We start from the raw sequence: 20,631 nt of genomic DNA, 5'->3' as shown, positions 1-20,631 counted from the left end.
ATGAGCGATTCACGCGCCCAAATAAGAAAGTCCATTCGCGAATTACGTAATAATCTGTCTAGTGAACAGCAAAATTTAGCATCTCAATCATTAAGTATGAATTTTATTCAATACTTAAAATCAAAAAAAACAGCTGAAAGTCAGCATGTCGCCATTTATTTAAGCAATGATGGAGAGCTTGATACCTCTTTGTTAATTAAGGAATTATGGAACTTAAATCACATTGTTCACCTACCAGTAATACACCCATTTAATGGCGCCACTTTGCTGTTTCAGCGCTATGAGAAAAACTCACCCATGAGGGCAAATCGCTATGGTATCTTTGAACCTAAGCTAAATTGCAGTCAAATATGCCCTTTACCCGAGCTGGACTACTTACTTATGCCGTTAGTTGCATTCGATAACCAAGGTAATCGCTTAGGAATGGGAGGTGGGTTTTACGATAGAACGTTGGCTCGTTTACACGATGAAAACTGGCAAAAACCGCAACTTATAGGCCTTGCACATGAGTGCCAAAAAGTTGATGTATTACCAGTAGAATCTTGGGACGTACCACTTAAAACTATAATAACACCGAGCAAAAATTACTGCTGGTGATGTGATTATTCACATGCTTACAGCACACGTTTGACATACAAGAGCACAAAATAATGACACAAGATGAATTAAAAAAAGCAGCCGCATGGGCTGCACTCGAGTTTGTAAAAGAAAACACAATAGTAGGTGTAGGCACAGGCTCAACCGTTAATCACTTTATTGATGCCCTTGGCACAGTTAAAGACACTTTAGTAGGTGCAGTATCAAGCTCTGAAGCTTCTACAGCACGTTTAAAAGAGCTTGGTATTGAAGTGTTTGAGCTAAACGATATCGATGCACTCGATGTTTACATCGACGGCGCGGATGAAATTAACGCTCAAAACGAAATGATTAAAGGCGGTGGTGCTGCACTTACCCGTGAAAAAATAGTGGCTGCAGTTGCTAAGCAGTTTGTGTGTATTGTTGATGACACCAAACTAGTAGACACATTGGGGGAATTTCCGCTTCCAGTTGAAGTTATTCCAATGGCGCGCAGCTACGTAGCACGTGAGTTATTGAAATTAGGCGGCGATCCAGTCTATCGCCAAGGTGTAGTTACCGATAACGGTAACGTTATTTTAGACGTATATAATTTAAATATTACCAATGCTAAACAACTTGAAACAGATATAAATCAAATTGTTGGCGTAGTTACCAATGGCCTATTTGCGATGCGTGGTGCTGATAAAGTAATTATCGGCACTAAAAATGGGCCTCAAATTAAATAGGATGAGGTTATGAGTAAGGTATCGTTAGCAAAAGACAAAATTAAAATTCTCTTGCTTGAAGGTGTGCACCAAAGCGCAGTTGAAACGCTAAAACGAAATGGTTACAGCAATATAGACTACGTTAAAACATCGCTGCCTGAAGACGAGCTAAAAGAGCGTATAAAAGACGCGCACTTTGTAGGTCTGCGTTCTCGTACTCATATTAACGAAGCTGTTTTAGATGCTGCAGAAAAGCTGATTGCCATTGGTTGCTTTTGTATTGGTACTAACCAAGTTGACTTAAATAGTGCTCGCGAACGTGGCATTGCTGTGTTTAATGCACCATTTTCTAATACTCGCTCTGTTGCAGAGCTGGTACTTGGCGAAATACTGCTTTTACTTCGCGGTATACCTGAGCGTAATGCTGCGGCTCACCGTGGTGAGTGGTTAAAAACAGCAACAGGCTCGTTTGAAGCTCGTGGTAAAACCTTGGGTATTATTGGCTATGGCCACATTGGTACTCAGCTCGGTATCATGGCTGAAAACATTGGTATGAACGTCGAGTTTTACGACATTGAAGATAAGCTAACACTCGGTAATGCAAAACAAGTGCATAACCTTACTCAACTACTTCAGCGATCTGACGTAATTAGTTTGCATGTGCCAGAAACATCGCAAACTAAAAACTTAATTGGTTCAGCTGAACTTGCCGTAATGAAACAAGGCGCTATTTTGATAAACGCCTCACGTGGTACGGTTGTTGATATTGATGCCCTTGCAGAAGCACTTACTGAGAAAAAGTTAAGCGGTGCAGCAATCGATGTTTTCCCAGTTGAACCCAAATCGAACGATGAAGAGTTTATCTCGCCACTACGTGACTTCGATAACGTTATTTTAACCCCGCATATTGGTGGTTCAACACAAGAAGCACAAGAAAACATTGGTATTGAAGTCGCTGGTAAATTAGCTAAATACTCAGATAACGGCTCTACAATTACTGCGGTTAACTTTCCAGAGGTATCTCTGCCAGAGCTTGCTAACCGTAGCCGCTTATTGCACGTTCATCACAACCGCCCTGGGGTACTTACGCAAATTAACCAAGCGTTTGCACAGCACGGTATCAATATAGCGGCTCAGTACTTACAAACTGATGAAGCAATTGGTTATGTGGTTATTGACGTTGATACCGACCACTCTGAAGTAGCACTAAAAGAGCTAAGTGCGGTAGAGGGAACAATTAGAGCACGTATTCTTCACTAAACATTATCTATAATAAAAGCCGCATTTGATTAAACAAGTGCGGCTTTTTAAATTATGATTTAACGACTTATCGTGATTAGTCGCCTTTAACCTCTAAATTAATAAACTTAACCAGTTCTTCTGGCTTACCAGCTAATATCATTAATTGTTGATTAACTTCCATCATAGTTTGGCCTTCAGGCAATTTTGCTGAAACAGTTAACGAATTTAAACCGCTGGCAAAGCTTGTTAACGCACTAGCAATTTCTTCAGTTACAGGCGCTTGCTCTAACTGCTGGGCTAGCATTGTTTGCATTTGCTCAATAGTCATACCTTGCTTTGAAAGCTCACTTTCTAATAACTCTTTAAGTTTACCTTGGTTATTTATGACAAAGCTTGCGTTACGGGGTTCAAGCTTGCTCATTGCTTGCATCATACGTGTTTGTTGTTGCAGTTGCTGCTCATAAGTTAATGGGGTATCACCCGCTTGCTTTTGCTCTTTGCTCATAGCAAGCGACGTATCCATGAGCGGTTTAGAATTAGCTAATCCTATGTCCATATTAAAACTGATCACATCTTGAGCATTGAGCTTAACAACCATATCGCTCTCACCCGACTCTTCATTATAATCTAAGGATGAATGCAGGTTGTAACTTGCTGACGCTAATATTGCGTTTGTGTCAGCTGGCAGTGTGGCAATAAAGTCTTTACTCAGTGTCAGATTTTTTACATCAAGCGATGTATGTGGCGAAATTTTATCGGTTTCGTAGCCTTTAACTTCAATACTTTGAACGTTGGCAACACTCTCGCCCTCAGGGCTTATTACTTCCATGTTTGTAATTTCAACACTTTTTGAAATAACACTTGCAGATAAGCCAGCATATTTAAATGTTGCACCCGTTTGCTCACTCACCATGGCCAGCTGCTTGTCTACTTCAGCACGAACCTCTTGGGTTGCAACATAGTTAGCATAGCTAACGCCGCCAACACCTGCGGCAATAATCGCTGCTGCTATAATTAATTTTTTCATGTTATTTCCTTATTCTATTTTTTATAAAAATTGTATTAACCCAAGAGTAACATTGCATAGCAGTCGCTGTAAGCGTTAATTAATCAGGCTCAGTAACTCATGTACCGTTTTTACCGGAGTTATTTTAGCGCCTAGGCCTTCCATTGATTTGTGGTAATTACGAAACGGGATAAATATTTCTGTAAAGCCATGCTGCGCAGCTTCTTTGACTCGAGGTACACCGCTGTCTATTGGGCGCACATCACCGTTTAAACTCAACTCCCCCATAATACAAGTGGTTCGAGGCACAACAAATTCGTTCAAGCTACTAAGCAGTGCGGTAACGAGCGCTAAATCTATGCAAGTTTCTGACTCATCAATTTTTAAACCACCTACAATATTAAAAAAGGTGTCATGAAATATTTTAGTTTTTGTATGCTTACGTAAAATACCGGTAAGCATTTTTATTCGGTTCATATTTAAACCCACACAAACACGCTGTGGAAATTCAGCCTCGGTTTCTGTTGTTAAACATTGTATTTCAAGCAATAGATTCCGATTACCTTTACGGATACAGGTAATAGACGACCCCGGGGATTCAGTTGTCGATCCCGACAAAAATATCTCACTCGGGTTGTCTACGCTTAACATTCCACGCTCACACATTTTAAAAATACCCACAGTATCAATGTCACCAAAGCGGTTTTTATTGGCACGTAAGGTACGAATTTGTCCATCATTGGTGTCTATGTGTAATAACGCGTCAACAATGTGTACTAAGGTTTGCGGGCCTGCTATTTCATTGTTTTTATTCACATGAGCAATAATAAACATGGTCACGTCATTTTGCTTACAATACTGGGTAAGCGCTTGAGCTGCACTTTTAACTTGCGAAGGTGAGCCCGGACTACCATTTGCAGTATCGGTAACAACTGCTTGAATGGAGTCGATGACTGCAAACTTAATTTTATTTTTATCAAGCTCTTCAATAATGGTTTCAACGCTAGTTTCTGAGAGTAAATAAAGCTCATCGGCGTTATAGTCTAACTTTAAGCGATTAACACGATTTTTAAACTGCGACAAAGACTCTTCTGCTGTACAGTATAAGGATGGCATACGCTTTGACATTCTTGCGACTAAGTCAGATAGAAGCGTTGTTTTACCCGCCCCCGGATCGCCCGAAATAATATTTACCGAGCCCGTAGTAACACCACCACTTAAAACACGGTCAAGCTCGCCTATTTCAGTGAGTTGTTTTTCGGCTTCAACGGTCGCAATATCATTAATTTTTTTAGAACCACCACCAATTCCGCCGGCATAGCCGCCTATACTTGCTCTTGCTACAGTTTTTTTGCTTTGCCCTGCTGAAGGTTTAAATTCAGCTAATGTGTTCCAAGCACCGCAGCGACATTGTCCCTGCCAACGTTGGTAATTCATGCCACACTCTGTACAAACAAACTCTACTTTTGCCGCTTTAACCATTAATAACCTTATTTATTAATCATTGAATTTAAAAATGTGTATTGTTTTGTTGTTATTTTGCCATTTCACCTATTTACATAACAACATAGCTTGCCTGTGGAAATTTCTTAAGCCACAATCATTACCTAATTAACTGTTTTGCTTTTATATATCTTAGGGCACAGTTTTTGCTTTAAAATTGAATAAAAGTAACTTGCCAATAAAATGGCGCATAACACATAATAACAAAAACTAAATGGTAGTTGCTCTAATAATCGTACCTATATTAACAACATAGCACGCTTTACGTTTATTGAATTTCTAATAAATGGATTTAATAGTATACCTACTTTTTCAAAGAGACGGTGATGGTTTTATAAATGGCTGATGACATCATGCTCAAACACGAGTCCCTCGTTAATGAGCTAAAACAATATTTAGGCAACGCCAAGTTTGACCTAATTTTTAAATCAAAAACAGCAGAGCTTACGAAGCCTGAACAGTTTTTAATTAAAATGGAAATGTCGCGCCTTTCTCAGCCTGTCGAGCGCTTTATTGATCTACGTGGTTTAGTTACAGGACAAGTAAAACCTTACGAACATAATGGTAAACAGCACTTTATGGATGAAACGGCCATTGAAGTGTTTGAAAGCGCATTAAAACAGCATGGTAAATACACACTTGCTGTCTATGAAGCTGTTATGAACACGGAGAATAATCACCGCGTAATGCAAAAAGAAGCGGCCGAAAAAGGGAATAAGCAAGAGCAAGAAGATTTACTAAATACCAATGTTATTAAATTTGCATCTTACGAAAGCCGTGCAGAAGAAAGAATGAATTATTCAATAAAAGTTACTATTGAATATAACGATAAGAAAAATATTAAAGCAAGCACCTCTGATATTTCTTTGAGTGGCTGTAAAATAAAGTTGGCAAAGCGAAACATAATCAGAAAAGGCCAACTAATAGCAATGCGTTTGGTGGGTCTAGAGCAAGACTTTGAACTGGGTTTAAAAAATGGCATTCAATATGAAGTAGTTGCCGTTGAGAATATATCACGTGAGTTTAATCATATTCGCTTAAAGCGTACATATGTTGAGAATAATGAAGCCTTTGATAACTTTTTAGAAAGCTTTATCCACGGAAATAAACGCCGCTACAAAGTTAATTTAGATAACACACTTGATGCGGTTGTATCTAAAGGTTATGAGCAATATTACATACCTCGTGTTACTTCATTGTATGTGTTTTTAAGTAAAAAAGACGATCAGTATTATCCTAGTTTAAGCTTAACAACCGAAAATAATATTTTTATTCAGCGCTACTTTACTGATGAAAGAAGTGTACCTTGCTTATACAACGTGCTTAATCATAAACGGGTCAGTGGGTTATTAACGCAACCAACAGCAGTTAAAGAAGATTACCTGTACACCTTTACACATGTGACCTCAGGAAAGGTTTATTACTATTCAGCAACCCGCACCGAATTAAACAATAATGCCAAACTACGTGATTTATTTTTAGGGTTTGGTAGTCAAAAAGAAAGCTGGCAATGCTTTAAAATTCAGATAATGCCAAGTCATCCTGATGATGCATTCATACCGCTTTCACTGCCAAATTCTGCTGGTAGTAAGATTGAAAAACTTAACAAACCTCCTTCGCCTCGCGTTGAAGGATTGGTTAAAGACGTAAAATATATTGTTGTGCTAACTAGTATAGGTAATAGTATTGAGCAATCGCGTTATAAACAAATAACTTACGATAAAGCTTTGGTCAATCAGCTTAAACTTTTTGGGCATGCCAAACATAAAACGGCTCCCTATTTAGACATTGTTGCGCTTGAGTATGTTAATTTACGCTCGCATAAACGCTATTTATACAAAACCGACGTTAAATTACATATTGATGATACGGTATTGAATGGACATACACGCGATTTTTCAGTCATGGGACTACAACTAGAATGCGATCAGCCTGTTAGCTTTAAAAAAGGCGACATTGTCTTTTTAACATTCCCTGATTTACAAAAAATAACTAAAAAGCATGCATTAAACGAACTCAAGTACGAGGTTATGGCTATCAGTAAGTCACTGACTACCGTTAACTTAAAAGCCAATAGAGTGGCTGACTTACCCCATGCTGGCGTTAGTTTTTTTACACAATTAATTGAAAATAACAAAGATAAATTAAAGGTAAGTGAAGAGGCTCCTAAAATTGAAGGGCTTTCTACAGCACTTAGAAACATGGTAACAAAAAGCGTTTGCCAATTTCCGCTGTACTTACACAAAGAAGCGGCACATTTTAAAGTGGGTGCAATTGGTTATGGTTTATATTCAAGCCCGCTGCATGTACTTTTACAAAACTTTGGTCTACTTAGCAATAAAACCGACGTGTCGAGTATAATAACTAAAGAGCAAATTTTAAATGTGATCACCCCAAATATAAAAGACCGCAGCAGACAAGATCCGCCACTTGCGTTTACACTGGCAATCAATTTTGATCCCCGACAAGATAAAGTCACCGAAGCTATTCAAAGCCAGTGTATATTAGGTGAAGATTACAGCAGCTTTGATGAACAAATTAGCAAGGGGATTAAGTCTCAAATTATATTTGTTATGCGATTATATATTTCACGTACTGGTCGCCCAGATACAGATTACCTGTCCAACGAGCTTAGCTATGTGAGTCAATACGCGTTACATAAAGCTAAAGAGTTGGAAGAAGCTTTATGGTCGGTAACAGGTGTGGGTGATGTGGTTGACATTACAGAAGAAGCTTTAAGTCATTTTCAGTTCGATCAACAAAAGGTTGACCAAATGGGCCGTCGTAAACTGCTTTGGTTAAACCGCTCTCGCTAAGCGGTTTAGCGCTAATACTAATATATATGCCATCATTATTTTTTGTTTAATGGAATAGCGAGCATATAAAGCAACTGTAATAACGAACCTTTACAAATAGCCGCTTGCGCTTGCTCAACTACTTTTGGTTTACCGTGAACAGCAACCCCAAGCCCAGCCTTTGCCATCATAACGAGATCATTTGCACCATCGCCAATCGCCACTGTTTGTATTTTTTCAAGTCCGAGCTTAGCCTGCAACGACTCTAAAATAACCGCCTTTTGCTGTGCATCCACAATAGTACCTAACACTTTACCGGTTAGCTTATCGTCTTTGAATTCAAGCACATTTGCATGTACTTCGTCTAAATCAATAAGCTGCTGAACACGCTCTGCAAATGGTACAAAACCACCAGAGGCAATAGCTAAATACCAATTGTGATGTTTTAATACTTGGCATAAGGCTTTTATGCCCGGCATTAGTGGCAAGGTATTTTTTAACTCATCTATGAGGCTTTTTTCAATGCCTTTAAGCTTGGCTACGCGTTGATTTAAGCTTTCACTAAAATCGAGTTTACCTGCCATTGCGAGGGCAGTTACAGATGCCACATCATCGTAAACATTTGCTAAGCGTGCTATTTCATCAATACATTCAATAGTAATCGCTGTTGAATCCATATCCATCACTAACAAACCCGGCTCGTAAAGGTTAGGCGGTGTATTAATTTGTACTAGTTGGCACTCTAGTGTTTCTGAAAACGCTTTAAGCGTTAATGGATTAATTGATTGCGTTGTATTTTTAGTATAAAAACACAGTGCTGGAGATAAGCCTAAATCAGGCTGGTATTGGCATAATGCTGTGACCGTTTGCCCGTGGTGAGCTAAAAACTGAATAAACGTATCTATACTTGTCGCATTAAAGTCACCTGCAAATGCAATACTAAACAACCCTTCTTGTGTATTTGGAACACCATCAAATAGTGTAAAAATCCCGTTGTTATGAGCAAACCATTGGTTGAGCGTTAACATTGATAATGATTGCTGAGAAGTAAGCTGTGCCATGCTGATTTGCGACATGGGATCTCCGTGTTTATTTTTATTCCACTGATATAAAACGAATTGAAGCGGTAATAATAATGCTAAATTCGCCATCGGGGTTAATTTAAGGTTATAGTAGTAGTTGTAACATCAAATCAAAATTCTGTCAGTAGCATATACGGTGACTATGAAAAATAACCATCTTAAAAATCCAATATCGGCATCACAAAAAAAACGACTTTTACGGTTATTATTAGCCGCTGGCTGTTTTGTATTGCTTAGTTGGGTAGGTGTAAATAGTAGCTTTCAAAGCCATCAGTTATTATATGATAGCGCCGACAACACAGCACAAAGCTTAACGCAATTTATGGCTTTAACTGTTAAAACACCGCTGATAGAAAAAAACAAACCGCAGTTAAACACTATTTGTAACGACATAGCTAAAGACGAATTTGTACTGTCGGCTACCATTTATGATCATCAGGGGATTTTAGTCGCCAGCAGTGATAATTGGCAGTCACACCATATTTTAGGTCAACTTCCAGAATCGACTCCAGGAATAAGTAAACTTAAAACACCATTTGTTGAACCCGTTATAAGCGATGATGATCGCCCTCTAGGGTTTGTTTCGGTAACCTATTTAACACGAGCTGCTATTTCAGACAGCCACAGCCATTTTCATGATTTGGGTCGTCAGGTTTTGTTAATGCTAGTTATTGCATGTATTTTTACATGGCAATTGGGGCGTGGCTTAAAGCGTTGGCAAGTAAACCGCTATATACGAAAAACCTCAGAGCAAGAGTCGTAGAGCATTTTAGCTAGCACCTCTTTATCGCTACTTTGTTTTAAACTACACAGAGCGTTGAACACATTAGGGATATGAAGCGGCGTATTCATCTCACCTTGATGACCATTTAGTGGCATTGAGGGCGAATCGGTTTCCAGCACTAAGTGCTGAGGTTCAATTTGAGTAATTACATTACGGGTTTTAGCTGCGCGCTCGTAAGTTATTACCCCGCCCACACCTAATTTAAAACCCTGTTTAATATAATACTGTGCTTGCTGTAGTGAGCCAGAAAACGCATGTATCACTCCACCATATTTTGGCTTACAACGTTTAAACGATTGCGCAATTAAATCATGACTTTGCCGATGGTGGACAATAAGCGGCAAATTTAGCTCATTAGCAATCGTTATTTGCTGCTCAAACAATCTCGTTTGCTTTGCAAGGTCTTCGATACGTCTATCAAGCCCACACTCACCTATAGCTATTAAATGATGCTTATTTGCAACCCCGAATTCAAAAAGTGCTGCTATATGCGATTCTTTATGTCGATCTAAAAAGTAAGGATGTAACCCCGCTGCTATTTTTATACTTGGAAAAGTAGCTTTGAGTTTGATAAGAGTATGCGATTGAGCGAGCGTAATACCCGGTACAACAAACTGATTGACTCCCTTTGCTATACACTCGTTTATGAGCGATTCACGAATTGAATCAAACTCGCTAAAGTCGAGATGGCAATGAGAGTCAATAAATTGCACGGTTACTTAATCATCAATTTATTAAGGGTTTAAGCGTGTAACTTGCCAGCTGTTATCTGCTTGACGCTGGTACATAAAACGGTCATGTAAACGGTGTGCACCACCCTGCCAAAACTCAATTTTAGTAGGCACTACGCAGTAACCGCCCCAAAAGTCAGGCAGTGGAATTTCGCCATTAGCAAATTTACTCTTCATATTGGCAAAGGTTTCCATAAGTACTTTGCGCGATGAGACTGGCCTGCTTTGCGCTGAGGCCCATGCTGCTAATTGGCTTTCTTTAGGGCGCGATAAAAAATACTTAGCCACTGCAGCCGTCGGTAATGGTTTTGCTTCGCCGTATACAATCACTTGGCGCTCCATATGGTGCCACGGAAAATGCAGCGATATTTTATTATTGCCTTTTAGCTCTTGCGCTTTACGAGAGCCTGTATTAGTAAAAAATACAAACCCGTTATCATCTAAATGTTTTAACAATACAATACGCTGTGAAGGTTGCCCGGTTTCATCAACCGTTGCCACAACCATGGCCGTTGGGTCTGGAATATTACTGCCCACAGCATGCTCAAGCCACGTTTCAAATTGTTTGAATGGATCATCTTGCAAGTTATCTTCGCTTAGCGCGTCTTGCAGGTATTCACGGCGGATATCTTCGAGTTTCATAAACAAATCCTTCTCTGTTTATTAAAGCGTATGTGGGTACGTTACGGTCAGGCTGTTAATCGTTATAAGAGCAAAAATAAAAATGTTTTGTGTAATATTAGTTTAGTGTAGGGTTTCGTTTCACTGTACTCAAACTACGGTACAAACCTATATATCTGCAAGTGCAGGAGTGCCGACAAGGCGAAGTGCTTTTTTATGCCAAGGAGCATACGATTAGTATGTGACTTAGGCTAAAAAAGCACGACAACGAAGTCAAAGCGAACTACACGAAGCAGAAGGCTCACCTAAGTAGTTTAGCCTAAGACAAGGCATTCACCCCTACTTATCCCTATGAGCATACTATTTGTATGTGATTAGGGTAAGTCGGAGTGGATAACGCAGTATTAGGTTAAAATACGACGGTGATTACATTTGCTCCATGACTTCAATGCCTAACAAATCCAATCCTGTTTTTAGCGTATCTGCCACTAAATTACACAACACTAAACGGCTGTCACGTACGCTTGGCTCTACGCCTTCTTTGAGTACTGGGCAGGCTTCGTAGAATGTCATGTATAAGCTAGCTAGCTCGTATAAGTAACCACATAATACGTGCGGAGTAGCCTCAGAGATCATTAAATCAAGCACTTCTTCAAGCTGCAGTAGCTTAAGCGCTAACGCTTTTTCTTGCGGCTCTGCTATAGCTACATCAGCATTCAGCGTAGCAGCATCGACACCTGATTTACGGAAAATACTACGAACGCGAGTATAAGCATATTGTAAGTAAGGTGCTGTCGCGCCTTCAAAGCTTAGCATGGTGTCCCAGTTGAATATGTAATCGCTAGTACGATGCTTAGAAAGATCAGCATATTTAACGGCGCCAATACCTACTTTGCGGGCAATCTCGCTGCGATCATGATCCGATAAATCAGATTCACGCTCAGCTAGTTTTGTTGCTGCACGGCTAATTGACTCTTCTAGTAAATCGGCAAGTTTAACAGTGCCACCAGTACGGGTTTTAAATGGTTTACCATCGGCGCCCATCATGGTGCCAAACGGGCAAAACTCATAGCTTGTTTCATCGCGTAATAGGCCAGCTTTTCGTGCTGTAAGCTCTACTTGATTAAAGTGAAGGCTTTGGCGCGCATCAACAAATATTAAAATACGCTCAGCACCCAATTTATTTGAGCGGTAATCACATGCGGCTAAATCGGTGGTTGCATACAAAAAGCCACCGCCTGATTTTTGGACGATAAACGCCGATGGCTCGCCATCTTTATTTGCAAGCTCATCTAAAAACACGACTTGTGCGCCTTGCGACTCTACAGCAATGTTTTTATCTTTTAATAAGCTAATAATATCGTTAAGCTCTGCATTGTAAGCACTTTCGGCCATAATATCAGCTTGAGTAAGCGTTACATTTAGGCGTTTGTAAACTTCTTCAGAATGTTTAACAGAGGTCGCTATAAATAGCTTCCATAGTTTTTCACAGTGCGCATCGCCGCCTTGTAGTTTAACGACGTAATCACGGGCTTTATCGGCAAAGCCTTCTTCATCGTCAAAACGTTTTTTAGCGTCGCGGTAAAACGTTTCTAAATCAGCAAGCGCTACCGATTCTAAGTCTACGCCTTGGCTAATTTGATCTTCTAAATGCGCAATTAGCATACCAAACTGTGTGCCCCAATCGCCCATATGGTTTTGACGAATGACTTTGTCGCCTCTAAATTCAAGCGCACGTACAATGGCATCTCCAATAATGGTTGAACGTAAATGGCCTACGTGCATTTCTTTTGCAAGGTTAGGCGACGAGTAATCTACCACAACAGTTTGCGGATTAGCGTGCTCGTTTACTGCCAGTTTTGCATCGCTATTAGCTGCTTTAACACTGTTGGCTAAAAACTCAGGCTTTAAATGAATATTAATAAAACCCGGCCCGGCAATTTCTGTTTTTTCAGCAATGTCGGTTACATCTAGGTTATCAATAATTTTTTGCGCAAGCTCACGTGGGTTGCTTTTCATTTTTTTAGCGGCGCCCATTGCACCATTAATTTGGTAATCACCAAACTGTGGGCGTGTGCTTTGTGTAACCGCTGGGTTTGTGTCTTCTGGTAAGCCTGCTGCGGTCATGGCGGCAATGGCTTTTTCTACTAAAATAGTACGAATGTTCATTATATTATTTACCTTTGTAAGCCCGCCATAGCAGGCTTTCAGTTAACTTTAGTCAGTCAATTCTAGTTTTCGCGCGTGTGGTTAAAGGTTACTTCTGGGTAACGCTCTGTCGATAAGTTTAGGTTTACACGGCTCGGTGCTATGTAAGTTAAGTTATCGCCACCATCGAGTGCTAAGTTGCTTTCGCACTTACGTTTAAACTCTTCAAACTTTTTAACATCAGTTGAGCTTACCCAACGTGCTGTATTTACGTTTACGCCTTCGTAAATTGCATCTACGTTGTACTCAGCTTTTAAGCGCGCTACAACTACGTCAAACTGAAGTACACCTACCGCGCCTACAATTAAGTCGTTATTAATGAGCGGTCTAAATACTTGTACCGCACCTTCTTCAGAAAGCTGTACTAAGCCTTTTAATAGCTGCTTTTGTTTAAGCGGATCACGCAAACGAATACGACGAAATAGCTCAGGCGCAAAGTTAGGAATACCGCTAAACTTAAGCTTTTCGCCTTGCGTAAAGGTATCACCAATTTGGATTGTACCGTGGTTATGCAAACCAATAATATCGCCTGCGAATGCATCTGCTGCACGCTCACGATCGCCTGCCATAAAGGTTACTGCATCTGAAATACTCACCTGTTTACCAAGGCGTACATGATTCATCTTCATGCCTTGACTGTATTTACCCGATACAATACGCATAAAGGCAATACGGTCACGGTGTTTTGGATCCATGTTAGCCTGTATTTTAAATACAAAACCAGTAAAGTTCTCTTCTGTTGCGATTACTTGGCGGTCTTCTGTTTCACGCGGAAGTGGCGCTGGAGCCCACTGTGTTAAGCCATCGAGTACGTGGTCTACACCAAAGTTACCAAGGGCAGTACCAAAGTACACTGGCGAAAGCTCACCCGCTAAAAATAGTTCAAGGTCAAACTCGTTTGAAGCACCTATAACAAGCTCTAGTTCTTCACGTAGTTGCTCAGCGAGTTCTTCACCAATGGCGGTATCTAGCTCTGGGTTATCAAGCCCTTTAACAGTTCGAACTTCTTGAATTGTATGACCTTGCCCTGTTTTGTATAAAACCGCTTCGTCGTTATGAATGTGGTAAACACCTTTAAACTCTTTACCACAACCAATTGGCCAGGTAATAGGCGCACAGGCAATATTTAGCTCTGTTTCTACTTCATCAAGTAGTTCCATTGGGTCACGAATATCACGGTCACACTTATTCATAAAGGTCACAATAGGCGTGGTACGTAGGCGCGTAACTTCCATAAGCTTACGGGTACGTTCTTCTACACCTTTTGCAGCATCAATAACCATTAAGCACGAATCTACTGCTGTAAGAGTACGGTATGTATCTTCTGAGAAATCCTCGTGTCCAGGGGTATCCAGTAAATTAACCAGCGCATTGTTATACGGAAATTGCATTACAGAGGTTGTAACCGATATACCACGCTCTTTTTCCATTTCCATCCAATCAGACTTTGCATGCTGATTAGAGCCACGGCCTTTTACCGTTCCGGCTTTTTGAATCGCTTGTCCGAACAAAAGTACTTTTTCGGTGATGGTGGTTTTACCTGCATCTGGGTGAGATATAATTGCAAAAGTACGTCGTTTATTTATTTCGCTAAGGAGATTTTGGTCTGCCATTAAAAAGTTCTTATAGTTTGAATACGGATAATATCACCATAAAGTGTGCAGACGTTTAAAGGCTAAAACTGCTAAACCCCGAAACCTCAACACACCAGAACCAAGAGTAAATTAGCCCCTAGTTTGCGATCCGTTATGTTAATCGTAATTAAAGACTATTTTCGCTGATCTTGACCTTTTAAACAATCAATGGTTAGTTATTAACTGATCTTTTTTATCAATATTTAAGCTCTGCCCGTTCAGTTTGTAATTTGACTCAAGCTAAATAAAAACTTTTACCTAATTAAGTAATTAAAACCTACGCATAAAGGAGAAGTTATCTCTAACTAAAGTTTATATTTTAACGATGAGTAAAGCGCAGGCTTGTTTAATAAACTGGTAACGCATACTATAAAAAGATTGCGCCAAGGATATTAGTTAGTTAATGAAAACCAGTAAGTTAAGCATCAGATTATTATGGTATATAACCCCGCTTGTTATATTGCCCCTGCTATTTTTAGGTGGGTTTACGTTAACTAATGTAACTAATTCTACTCAAAAACAAGCCGATCTAATCATGAGCCGCTTTGTTGAGCAGCAACAGCAAAAAGCGTTTAACTATATAGACTCATTCCACTCTACCACAAAGCTACTTTCTCGTTCTCCGGTACTTAACGACTTTTTGGCCAATGACGCACTTTTAGACGGAAATTATACACGCAGGCTTGGCGCTCTAATGGATGTATTTGCCAGTTACAGCGAAGCCTACCCTGACATTATTAGTATAAATTTAGTGTCGGCTAGTGGTAAAAGTGATGCCTATCATTCAAATAATTTAACCATAGCGCCTAAAAACTACCCCTTTTTTAATCAGGTTATACAAAGTAATTTAAGCCAACAGCAGTTTATGGTTCAAAAACCCGACGGCACAACTAGCCTGTATTTTGTACAACGAATCGACAGTGTGGGCTATTACCTAAAACGTCCACAACAACTGGGGTTTATTGTTGTAAATGTTGAGCCTTCAATTTTAAATACTAGTATTTTAGAAGCGCCTTATAACAATACGCTCAATTTATTATTGACCAAAGACGGTAAAATACTATTTAGCTCTAATTATAATTTACGAGGCCAATATATTAGCGAATATGAACTTAATAAAGTTCACGATTTAGCCGACATAGGCTCACTTTCGACCATTGAGTTATCGAGCATTGATAAAATCGAACGTATGATTTTTGCCGTACAAATGAGCGGCGGCTATTATTACGTATCAACAATCCCCAAAGCCGTGCTTCATCAATCGGGCAAAGCTATTAGCCTAATTACAGGTCTGATTGTTATTATTTCAGTGATCTCGTTACCTATCTTAATATTTGTTGTTGTACGTAACTTATTATTAAACCCAATAGAATTGTTAGGTGCAGCCAGCCACAGAGTCGGTGACGGAGACTTAGCGGTAAGCTTACCTGCTCATACCGATGACGAAGTGGGCATATTGTTTAACGACTTTAATCACATGGTTAATCAAATTAGGCATTATCAGCAACAGCTCGAAGAATACAAACACCATCTAGAAGACAAGGTAGAAAGCCGAACTCAAGCACTTGAGTCTATGAATAGCCAACTTGAACTCGCCATTACTCAAGCAGAGCAAGCTAACCAACTTAAAAGCCGTTTTTTAGCAAACATGAGCCATGAAATACGAACCCCTCTCACCGCTATTATGGGCTTTACGGAGCAGTTGCTACATAACGATAAAATAGTAAACGACAAACAACATTTAAGTACTATTTTACGAAATTCAAAGCACTTACTTGAACTCATAAACAATATTTTGGATTTATCTAAAATTGAAGCTGAAAAATTAGCTGTAGAGCAAGCCTCTGTGAACGTTGTGCAGTTAATCCATGATATTGAGTCAATCATAACGCCACTGGCGCAAGAAAAACGTTTAGAACTTAATATTATTTTTGACTTACCAATACCGCAAACTATATACACGGATATAACACGCTTAAAGCAAATTTTAATCAATGTAGCAAACAACGCTGTTAAATTTACAGAGCAAGGGCATGTCACTATTTGTGTACATTATCATGCTAAAAGCAACCTTATTGAATTTGTAATCACCGATACCGGTATTGGTATGTCTGAGCATCAAATTTCTCGTGTATTTAAGCCATTTGAACAAGCAGATGCGACAACTACGCGACGCTTTGGTGGTACAGGATTAGGATTATGCATATCTAAAAATTTGGCACAATTACTGGGTGGCGACATAAAACTAGAAAGCGAAGTGGGCGAAGGAAGTAAATTTTCAATTAGTGCGGCTTGCCACTTAAAGGGCAAAACACCCGAGCTTAAGCTGCTTGTCAATCATGCACAATTAACCCCTGAAAAAGACCCTCTTTTATCATTTGCAACTAACAGCTTTGACGCAAACATTTTGGTTGCTGAAGATAACCCAGATAATCAGTTACTCATTAAGTTGCTGTTGCAAACTTGGGGGCTTGAGCCTGATATAGCTAATAATGGTGCACAAGCCGTTGAAATGGCGCTAGTAAACGACTATCAACTCATTATTATGGATATGCAAATGCCTGTCATGGGTGGGCTTGAAGCCACTAAAATGCTAAGACATGCTGCTTACGACGGTCCCATTATTGCGCTTACCGCAAACGTAATGAATCACGATATTGGTACCTATATAGAAGCTGGCTGCGACAAAGCGCTTGGAAAACCAATAGATAAAGATGCCCTCGAAAACGTACTTGTAAGCTACTTGCACCTTGAAAAGGATAATCAAAATAAGTGGGATGACCTGTTAAAAAGTGAAAAATTTCAACAGATATCTGATAATTACTTAGCAAACTTACCCAGTTATTTGGAAAAAATAAAAACATTTCACCATGCACAAGATTGGGAAAGCCTAAAAGCAGTAGCACATAGTGTTAAAGGCAGCGCAGGATGTTTTAACTTTGATGCTATTTACAAAAGCGCAGGCGACCTTGAAGAAAACCTAAAAAGTAACGATAAATCACAAAGGGATGAAATTATAAACTCAGTAATAGTGGCAATACAGCAGGCAATTAACTCAAAATAAAACCGTTAGCTGCCCGCAACTAAAGATCACATAAACCCTAAGCTTAATGCCATACCCATTAAAATGGCATCTTCAAAGCCGTTTTTAGTTGCATCGTCACTTGGGTAATAATTCTTTCGTACCGACATCTCTATAAATCCGGCTTGCTCATAAAGCTTAATTGCACGTGTATTTGACTCGCGTACTTCTAAAAATAAATTCTCGGCATTTTGCTGTTCACCGTGCTCTATAAATTTACTCAATAGCTGCTTAGCAATCCCCTTACCCTGGTGCTCAGGCGTCACGCATATATCCATAAGCGTAAAATCTGGCCCTGCTTTTTCACCAATGTAAAAACCAACGAGTATGTCACTATCAAAAGCCGCTAGATTAAAATAACGCCCCCCAATACATGAACTCATTGTTTTTAAAGTCCAAGGATGACTATGACACGCATTTTCAATAGCCATAAGCGTCTCTACAGCATCGTTATTTACAGATTTAAAGTTTATCAAGGTGTTCACTTATTAAAGCCCACAAAGCACGTTTTTCGGTTGCATTAAGTTGTGAGGATGGTAATTCGAGCTGATCACCCGTTAATTGCATGTGCTCACCTTTAACCACACTATTTATAGCTACAGGCACTGCTGCACGATGAATATCTGCCAGTAATTGGCTAGAAAGCTCAAGGGATTCAAGTAAAACAGGTGTTAATTCTTTTTCCACATTACTTATAGGATTTTCAGAGCTGGCAGGTAAAAAATGAGTATTTAGTTCGAGGTTTTCAATACCAAAAACAGCTGCGTACCGTGAATGCATAACGACTCGATGAAATTAGTAAGTAAGGTAATATAAGAATTAATAAATACGATGTAAAGAAGAAATGGCAGGGGCGGAGAGATTCGAACTCCCAACCGTCGGTTTTGGAGACCGCTGTTCTACCAATTGGAACTACGCCCCTGCAATGACGACGAATTATAGAGAAGTTTCGCTAAAGGTAAAGAGAAAAATCACACATTTAGTTTAACTGCTTTTTAAATAAACAAAACGGCGAATTAGCATGCTAATTCGCCGTTTTTTATCACTTTAATTTACATAACTAAATGCAGGGTAAATTATTCCCACTCAATAGTTGCCGGTGGCTTACCAGAAATATCGTAAACAACGCGTGAAATACCATCAATTTCGTTAATGATACGGTTAGAAACCACACCCAAAAACTCATACGGTAAATGTGACCAACGCGCCGTCATAAAGTCGATAGTTTCAACACAACGAAGTGAAACAACCCAATCGTACTTACGTGCATCGCCCATAACACCTACCGATTTAACTGGTAAGAACACGGTAAACGCTTGGCTAACTTTATGGTAAAGCTCGGCTTTGTGCAGCTCTTCAATGAAAATAGCATCTGCGCGGCGAAGTAAATCACAGTACTCTTTTTTAATTTCACCCAGTACACGTACACCTAAACCTGGTCCAGGGAATGGGTGGCGGTAAAGCATGTCGTACGGTAAACCTAGCTCTAAACCAATTTTACGTACTTCATCTTTAAATAACTCACGTAGTGGCTCAACTAGGCCCATTTTCATGTCATCTGGTAATCCGCCCACATTGTGGTGAGATTTAATAACGTGTGCTTTACCTGTAGCAGATGCTGCAGACTCAATGACGTCTGGGTAAATGGTACCTTGACCTAACCATTTAGCGTTCTTAAGTTTTTTAGCTTGCTCATCAAATACATTAATGAACGTGTGGCCAATAGCTTTACGCTTATCTTCTGGATCTGACTTACCAGCAAGATCAGCTAAAAATTGATCTTCAGCATCAACCTTTACAATGTTTAAGCCAAACTTGTTACCAAACATGTCCATTACTTGCTGACCTTCGTTTAAACGAAGTAAACCATTATCAACAAATACACATGTTAATCTATCACCAATCGCACGATGAATAAGCATAGCAACAACCGATGAATCAACACCGCCTGATAGGCCTAAAATAACTTCGTCGTCGCCAACTGTTTCTTTAATGCGCTCAATGGCATCATCAATAATTTTTGCTGGAGTCCACAATTTTTCACAACCACAAATATCAATAGCAAAGCGCTCTAATAAACGCTGACCTTGGTGAGTGTGCGTTACTTCTGGGTGAAACTGTACACCGTAAAAACGTTTTTCTTCGTTAGACATAGCAGCATGCGGACACGTTGGTGTTTTAGCTGTTGTGCTAAAGCTTGCTGGTACTTCCATTACTTTATCGCCGTGACTCATCCATACGTCTAAAACGCCGTTGCCGCCATCGGTAATATGATCTTCAATTGCATCAAACAATGCACAGTTGCCTACCTTTTCAACTTGCGCGTAACCAAACTCTTTTTTATCAGAGCTGTGAACACTACCACCAAGCTGAGTAGCCATTGTTTGCATACCATAACAAATGCCTAATACAGGAACGCCTGCATTAAACACATACTCAGGAGCGCGCGGGCTGTTTTCAAGTGTTGTTGACTCTGGGCCACCAGAAAGAATAATACCTTGTGGGTTAAACTCGCGAATTTGCTCTTCAGTCACATCCCATGCCCACAGCTCACAGTAAACACCAATTTCGCGTATACGGCGAGCGATTAGCTGAGTGTATTGTGAACCAAAGTCTAAAATGAGAATTCGTGAATCGTGAATATCTTTGCTCATGGAGTA

At 39.8% G+C, this 20,631-nt stretch carries 16 protein-coding genes and 1 tRNA gene; 6 read left to right on the top strand and 11 right to left on the bottom strand.

Annotated features, from left to right (window positions below):
- The 3 genes from ACFI34_RS02680 to serA are packed head-to-tail and all read left to right on the top strand — an operon-like array spanning position 1 to position 2,543.
- A complete protein-coding gene (locus ACFI34_RS02680; RefSeq protein WP_462672308.1) occupies positions 1 to 597 on the top strand; it encodes a 5-formyltetrahydrofolate cyclo-ligase in 597 nt (198 codons plus the stop codon).
- A gap of 53 nt (positions 598 to 650) precedes the next feature.
- The gene (rpiA, locus tag ACFI34_RS02675) at positions 651 to 1,304 is read left to right on the top strand and encodes a ribose-5-phosphate isomerase RpiA (RefSeq protein WP_058428471.1); all 654 of its coding nucleotides are present in this window, start codon (positions 651 to 653) and stop codon (positions 1,302 to 1,304) included.
- Positions 1,305 to 1,313: 9 nt separating this feature from the next.
- On the top strand, positions 1,314 to 2,543 hold the full coding sequence (gene serA / locus ACFI34_RS02670; protein WP_462672307.1) for a phosphoglycerate dehydrogenase: 1,230 nt from the start codon (positions 1,314 to 1,316) through the stop codon (positions 2,541 to 2,543).
- A gap of 76 nt (positions 2,544 to 2,619) precedes the next feature.
- On the opposite strand, the gene ACFI34_RS02665 is transcribed toward serA, so the two are convergent.
- Both ACFI34_RS02665 and radA read right to left on the bottom strand, forming a co-directional pair.
- Entirely contained in the window at positions 2,620 to 3,552 is a 933-nt protein-coding gene (locus ACFI34_RS02665) for a hypothetical protein (protein ID WP_462672306.1), read from the bottom strand.
- A 75-nt stretch (positions 3,553 to 3,627) separates the two neighbouring features.
- Positions 3,628 to 5,013: a DNA repair protein RadA gene (gene radA / locus ACFI34_RS02660; RefSeq protein WP_462672305.1), complete on the bottom strand. Its 1,386-nt coding sequence runs from the start codon at positions 5,011 to 5,013 to the stop codon at positions 3,628 to 3,630.
- Between the two features lie 359 nt (positions 5,014 to 5,372).
- Between radA and ACFI34_RS02655 the strand changes: the two genes are divergently transcribed.
- Positions 5,373 to 7,850 carry a PilZ domain-containing protein gene (locus ACFI34_RS02655; protein WP_462672304.1) on the top strand — a complete coding sequence of 826 codons (2,478 nt, stop codon included), beginning with the start codon at positions 5,373 to 5,375 and terminating at the stop codon, positions 7,848 to 7,850.
- A gap of 35 nt (positions 7,851 to 7,885) precedes the next feature.
- Here ACFI34_RS02655 and serB read toward each other — a convergent pair whose 3' ends face one another.
- On the bottom strand, positions 7,886 to 8,905 hold the full coding sequence (gene serB / locus ACFI34_RS02650; protein WP_462672303.1) for a phosphoserine phosphatase SerB: 1,020 nt from the start codon (positions 8,903 to 8,905) through the stop codon (positions 7,886 to 7,888).
- 148 nt (positions 8,906 to 9,053) lie between these two features.
- On the opposite strand from serB, the gene ACFI34_RS02645 reads away from it, so the two are divergent.
- The gene (locus ACFI34_RS02645) at positions 9,054 to 9,674 is read left to right on the top strand and encodes an AhpA/YtjB family protein (RefSeq protein ID WP_462672302.1); all 621 of its coding nucleotides are present in this window, start codon (positions 9,054 to 9,056) and stop codon (positions 9,672 to 9,674) included.
- Here the strand turns inward: ACFI34_RS02645 and ACFI34_RS02640 are convergent.
- From ACFI34_RS02640 to prfC, 4 genes are all read right to left on the bottom strand, one after another.
- Positions 9,641 to 10,408: a TatD family hydrolase gene (locus ACFI34_RS02640; RefSeq protein WP_462672301.1), complete on the bottom strand. Its 768-nt coding sequence runs from the start codon at positions 10,406 to 10,408 to the stop codon at positions 9,641 to 9,643. The two genes, ACFI34_RS02645 and ACFI34_RS02640, sit on opposite strands and share 34 nt — an antisense overlap.
- Before the next feature lie 21 nt (positions 10,409 to 10,429).
- Positions 10,430 to 11,068: a pyridoxamine 5'-phosphate oxidase gene (gene pdxH, locus ACFI34_RS02635; protein WP_462672300.1), complete on the bottom strand. Its 639-nt coding sequence runs from the start codon at positions 11,066 to 11,068 to the stop codon at positions 10,430 to 10,432.
- Between the two features lie 405 nt (positions 11,069 to 11,473).
- On the bottom strand, positions 11,474 to 13,216 hold the full coding sequence (gene argS / locus ACFI34_RS02630) for an arginine--tRNA ligase (RefSeq protein ID WP_462672299.1): 1,743 nt from the start codon (positions 13,214 to 13,216) through the stop codon (positions 11,474 to 11,476).
- 62 nt (positions 13,217 to 13,278) lie between these two features.
- Positions 13,279 to 14,868, bottom strand: coding sequence for a peptide chain release factor 3 (prfC, locus tag ACFI34_RS02625; protein ID WP_462672298.1), 1,590 nt, complete (start codon positions 14,866 to 14,868; stop codon positions 13,279 to 13,281).
- Positions 14,869 to 15,292: 424 nt separating this feature from the next.
- Between prfC and ACFI34_RS02620 the strand changes: the two genes are divergently transcribed.
- Positions 15,293 to 17,953, top strand: coding sequence for a hybrid sensor histidine kinase/response regulator (locus tag ACFI34_RS02620; protein ID WP_462672297.1), 2,661 nt, complete (start codon positions 15,293 to 15,295; stop codon positions 17,951 to 17,953).
- A gap of 26 nt (positions 17,954 to 17,979) precedes the next feature.
- On the opposite strand, the gene rimI is transcribed toward ACFI34_RS02620, so the two are convergent.
- From rimI to guaA, 4 genes are all read right to left on the bottom strand, one after another.
- Positions 17,980 to 18,447: a ribosomal protein S18-alanine N-acetyltransferase gene (gene rimI, locus ACFI34_RS02615; protein WP_462672463.1), complete on the bottom strand. Its 468-nt coding sequence runs from the start codon at positions 18,445 to 18,447 to the stop codon at positions 17,980 to 17,982.
- Positions 18,434 to 18,751 (bottom strand): hypothetical protein, encoded by a 318-nt coding sequence (locus ACFI34_RS02610; RefSeq protein ID WP_462672296.1) that lies wholly within the window; start codon positions 18,749 to 18,751, stop codon positions 18,434 to 18,436. Before ACFI34_RS02610 ends, rimI begins: the two co-directional genes overlap by 14 nt.
- A gap of 65 nt (positions 18,752 to 18,816) precedes the next feature.
- Positions 18,817 to 18,893, bottom strand: a tRNA-Trp gene (locus ACFI34_RS02605).
- 154 nt (positions 18,894 to 19,047) lie between these two features.
- Positions 19,048 to 20,625, bottom strand: coding sequence for a glutamine-hydrolyzing GMP synthase (gene guaA / locus ACFI34_RS02600; protein WP_039036494.1), 1,578 nt, complete (start codon positions 20,623 to 20,625; stop codon positions 19,048 to 19,050).
- Positions 20,626 to 20,631 lie beyond the last annotated feature (6 nt).

The organism is Pseudoalteromonas sp. PSi26 (genome assembly GCF_054960575.1).
Note: the sequence above shows the minus strand (reverse complement) of the source record. Positions and strands in the feature narration are given on the sequence as shown.

Excerpts from the sequence above, each read along its gene's own strand:
- ACFI34_RS02680 (WP_462672308.1), top strand. The coding sequence starts at position 1 with ATGAGCGATTCACGCGCCCAAATAAGAAAGTCCATTCGCGAATTACGT.
- rpiA (WP_058428471.1), top strand. The coding sequence starts at position 651 with ATGACACAAGATGAATTAAAAAAAGCAGCCGCATGGGCTGCACTCGAG.
- serA (WP_462672307.1), top strand. The coding sequence starts at position 1,314 with ATGAGTAAGGTATCGTTAGCAAAAGACAAAATTAAAATTCTCTTGCTT.
- ACFI34_RS02665 (WP_462672306.1), bottom strand. The coding sequence starts at position 3,552 with ATGAAAAAATTAATTATAGCAGCAGCGATTATTGCCGCAGGTGTTGGC.
- radA (WP_462672305.1), bottom strand. The coding sequence starts at position 5,013 with ATGGTTAAAGCGGCAAAAGTAGAGTTTGTTTGTACAGAGTGTGGCATG.
- ACFI34_RS02655 (WP_462672304.1), top strand. The coding sequence starts at position 5,373 with ATGGCTGATGACATCATGCTCAAACACGAGTCCCTCGTTAATGAGCTA.
- serB (WP_462672303.1), bottom strand. The coding sequence starts at position 8,905 with ATGTCGCAAATCAGCATGGCACAGCTTACTTCTCAGCAATCATTATCA.
- ACFI34_RS02645 (WP_462672302.1), top strand. The coding sequence starts at position 9,054 with ATGAAAAATAACCATCTTAAAAATCCAATATCGGCATCACAAAAAAAA.
- pdxH (WP_462672300.1), bottom strand. The coding sequence starts at position 11,068 with ATGAAACTCGAAGATATCCGCCGTGAATACCTGCAAGACGCGCTAAGC.
- argS (WP_462672299.1), bottom strand. The coding sequence starts at position 13,216 with ATGAACATTCGTACTATTTTAGTAGAAAAAGCCATTGCCGCCATGACC.
- prfC (WP_462672298.1), bottom strand. The coding sequence starts at position 14,868 with ATGGCAGACCAAAATCTCCTTAGCGAAATAAATAAACGACGTACTTTT.
- ACFI34_RS02620 (WP_462672297.1), top strand. The coding sequence starts at position 15,293 with ATGAAAACCAGTAAGTTAAGCATCAGATTATTATGGTATATAACCCCG.
- ACFI34_RS02610 (WP_462672296.1), bottom strand. The coding sequence starts at position 18,751 with ATGCATTCACGGTACGCAGCTGTTTTTGGTATTGAAAACCTCGAACTA.
- guaA (WP_039036494.1), bottom strand. The coding sequence starts at position 20,625 with ATGAGCAAAGATATTCACGATTCACGAATTCTCATTTTAGACTTTGGT.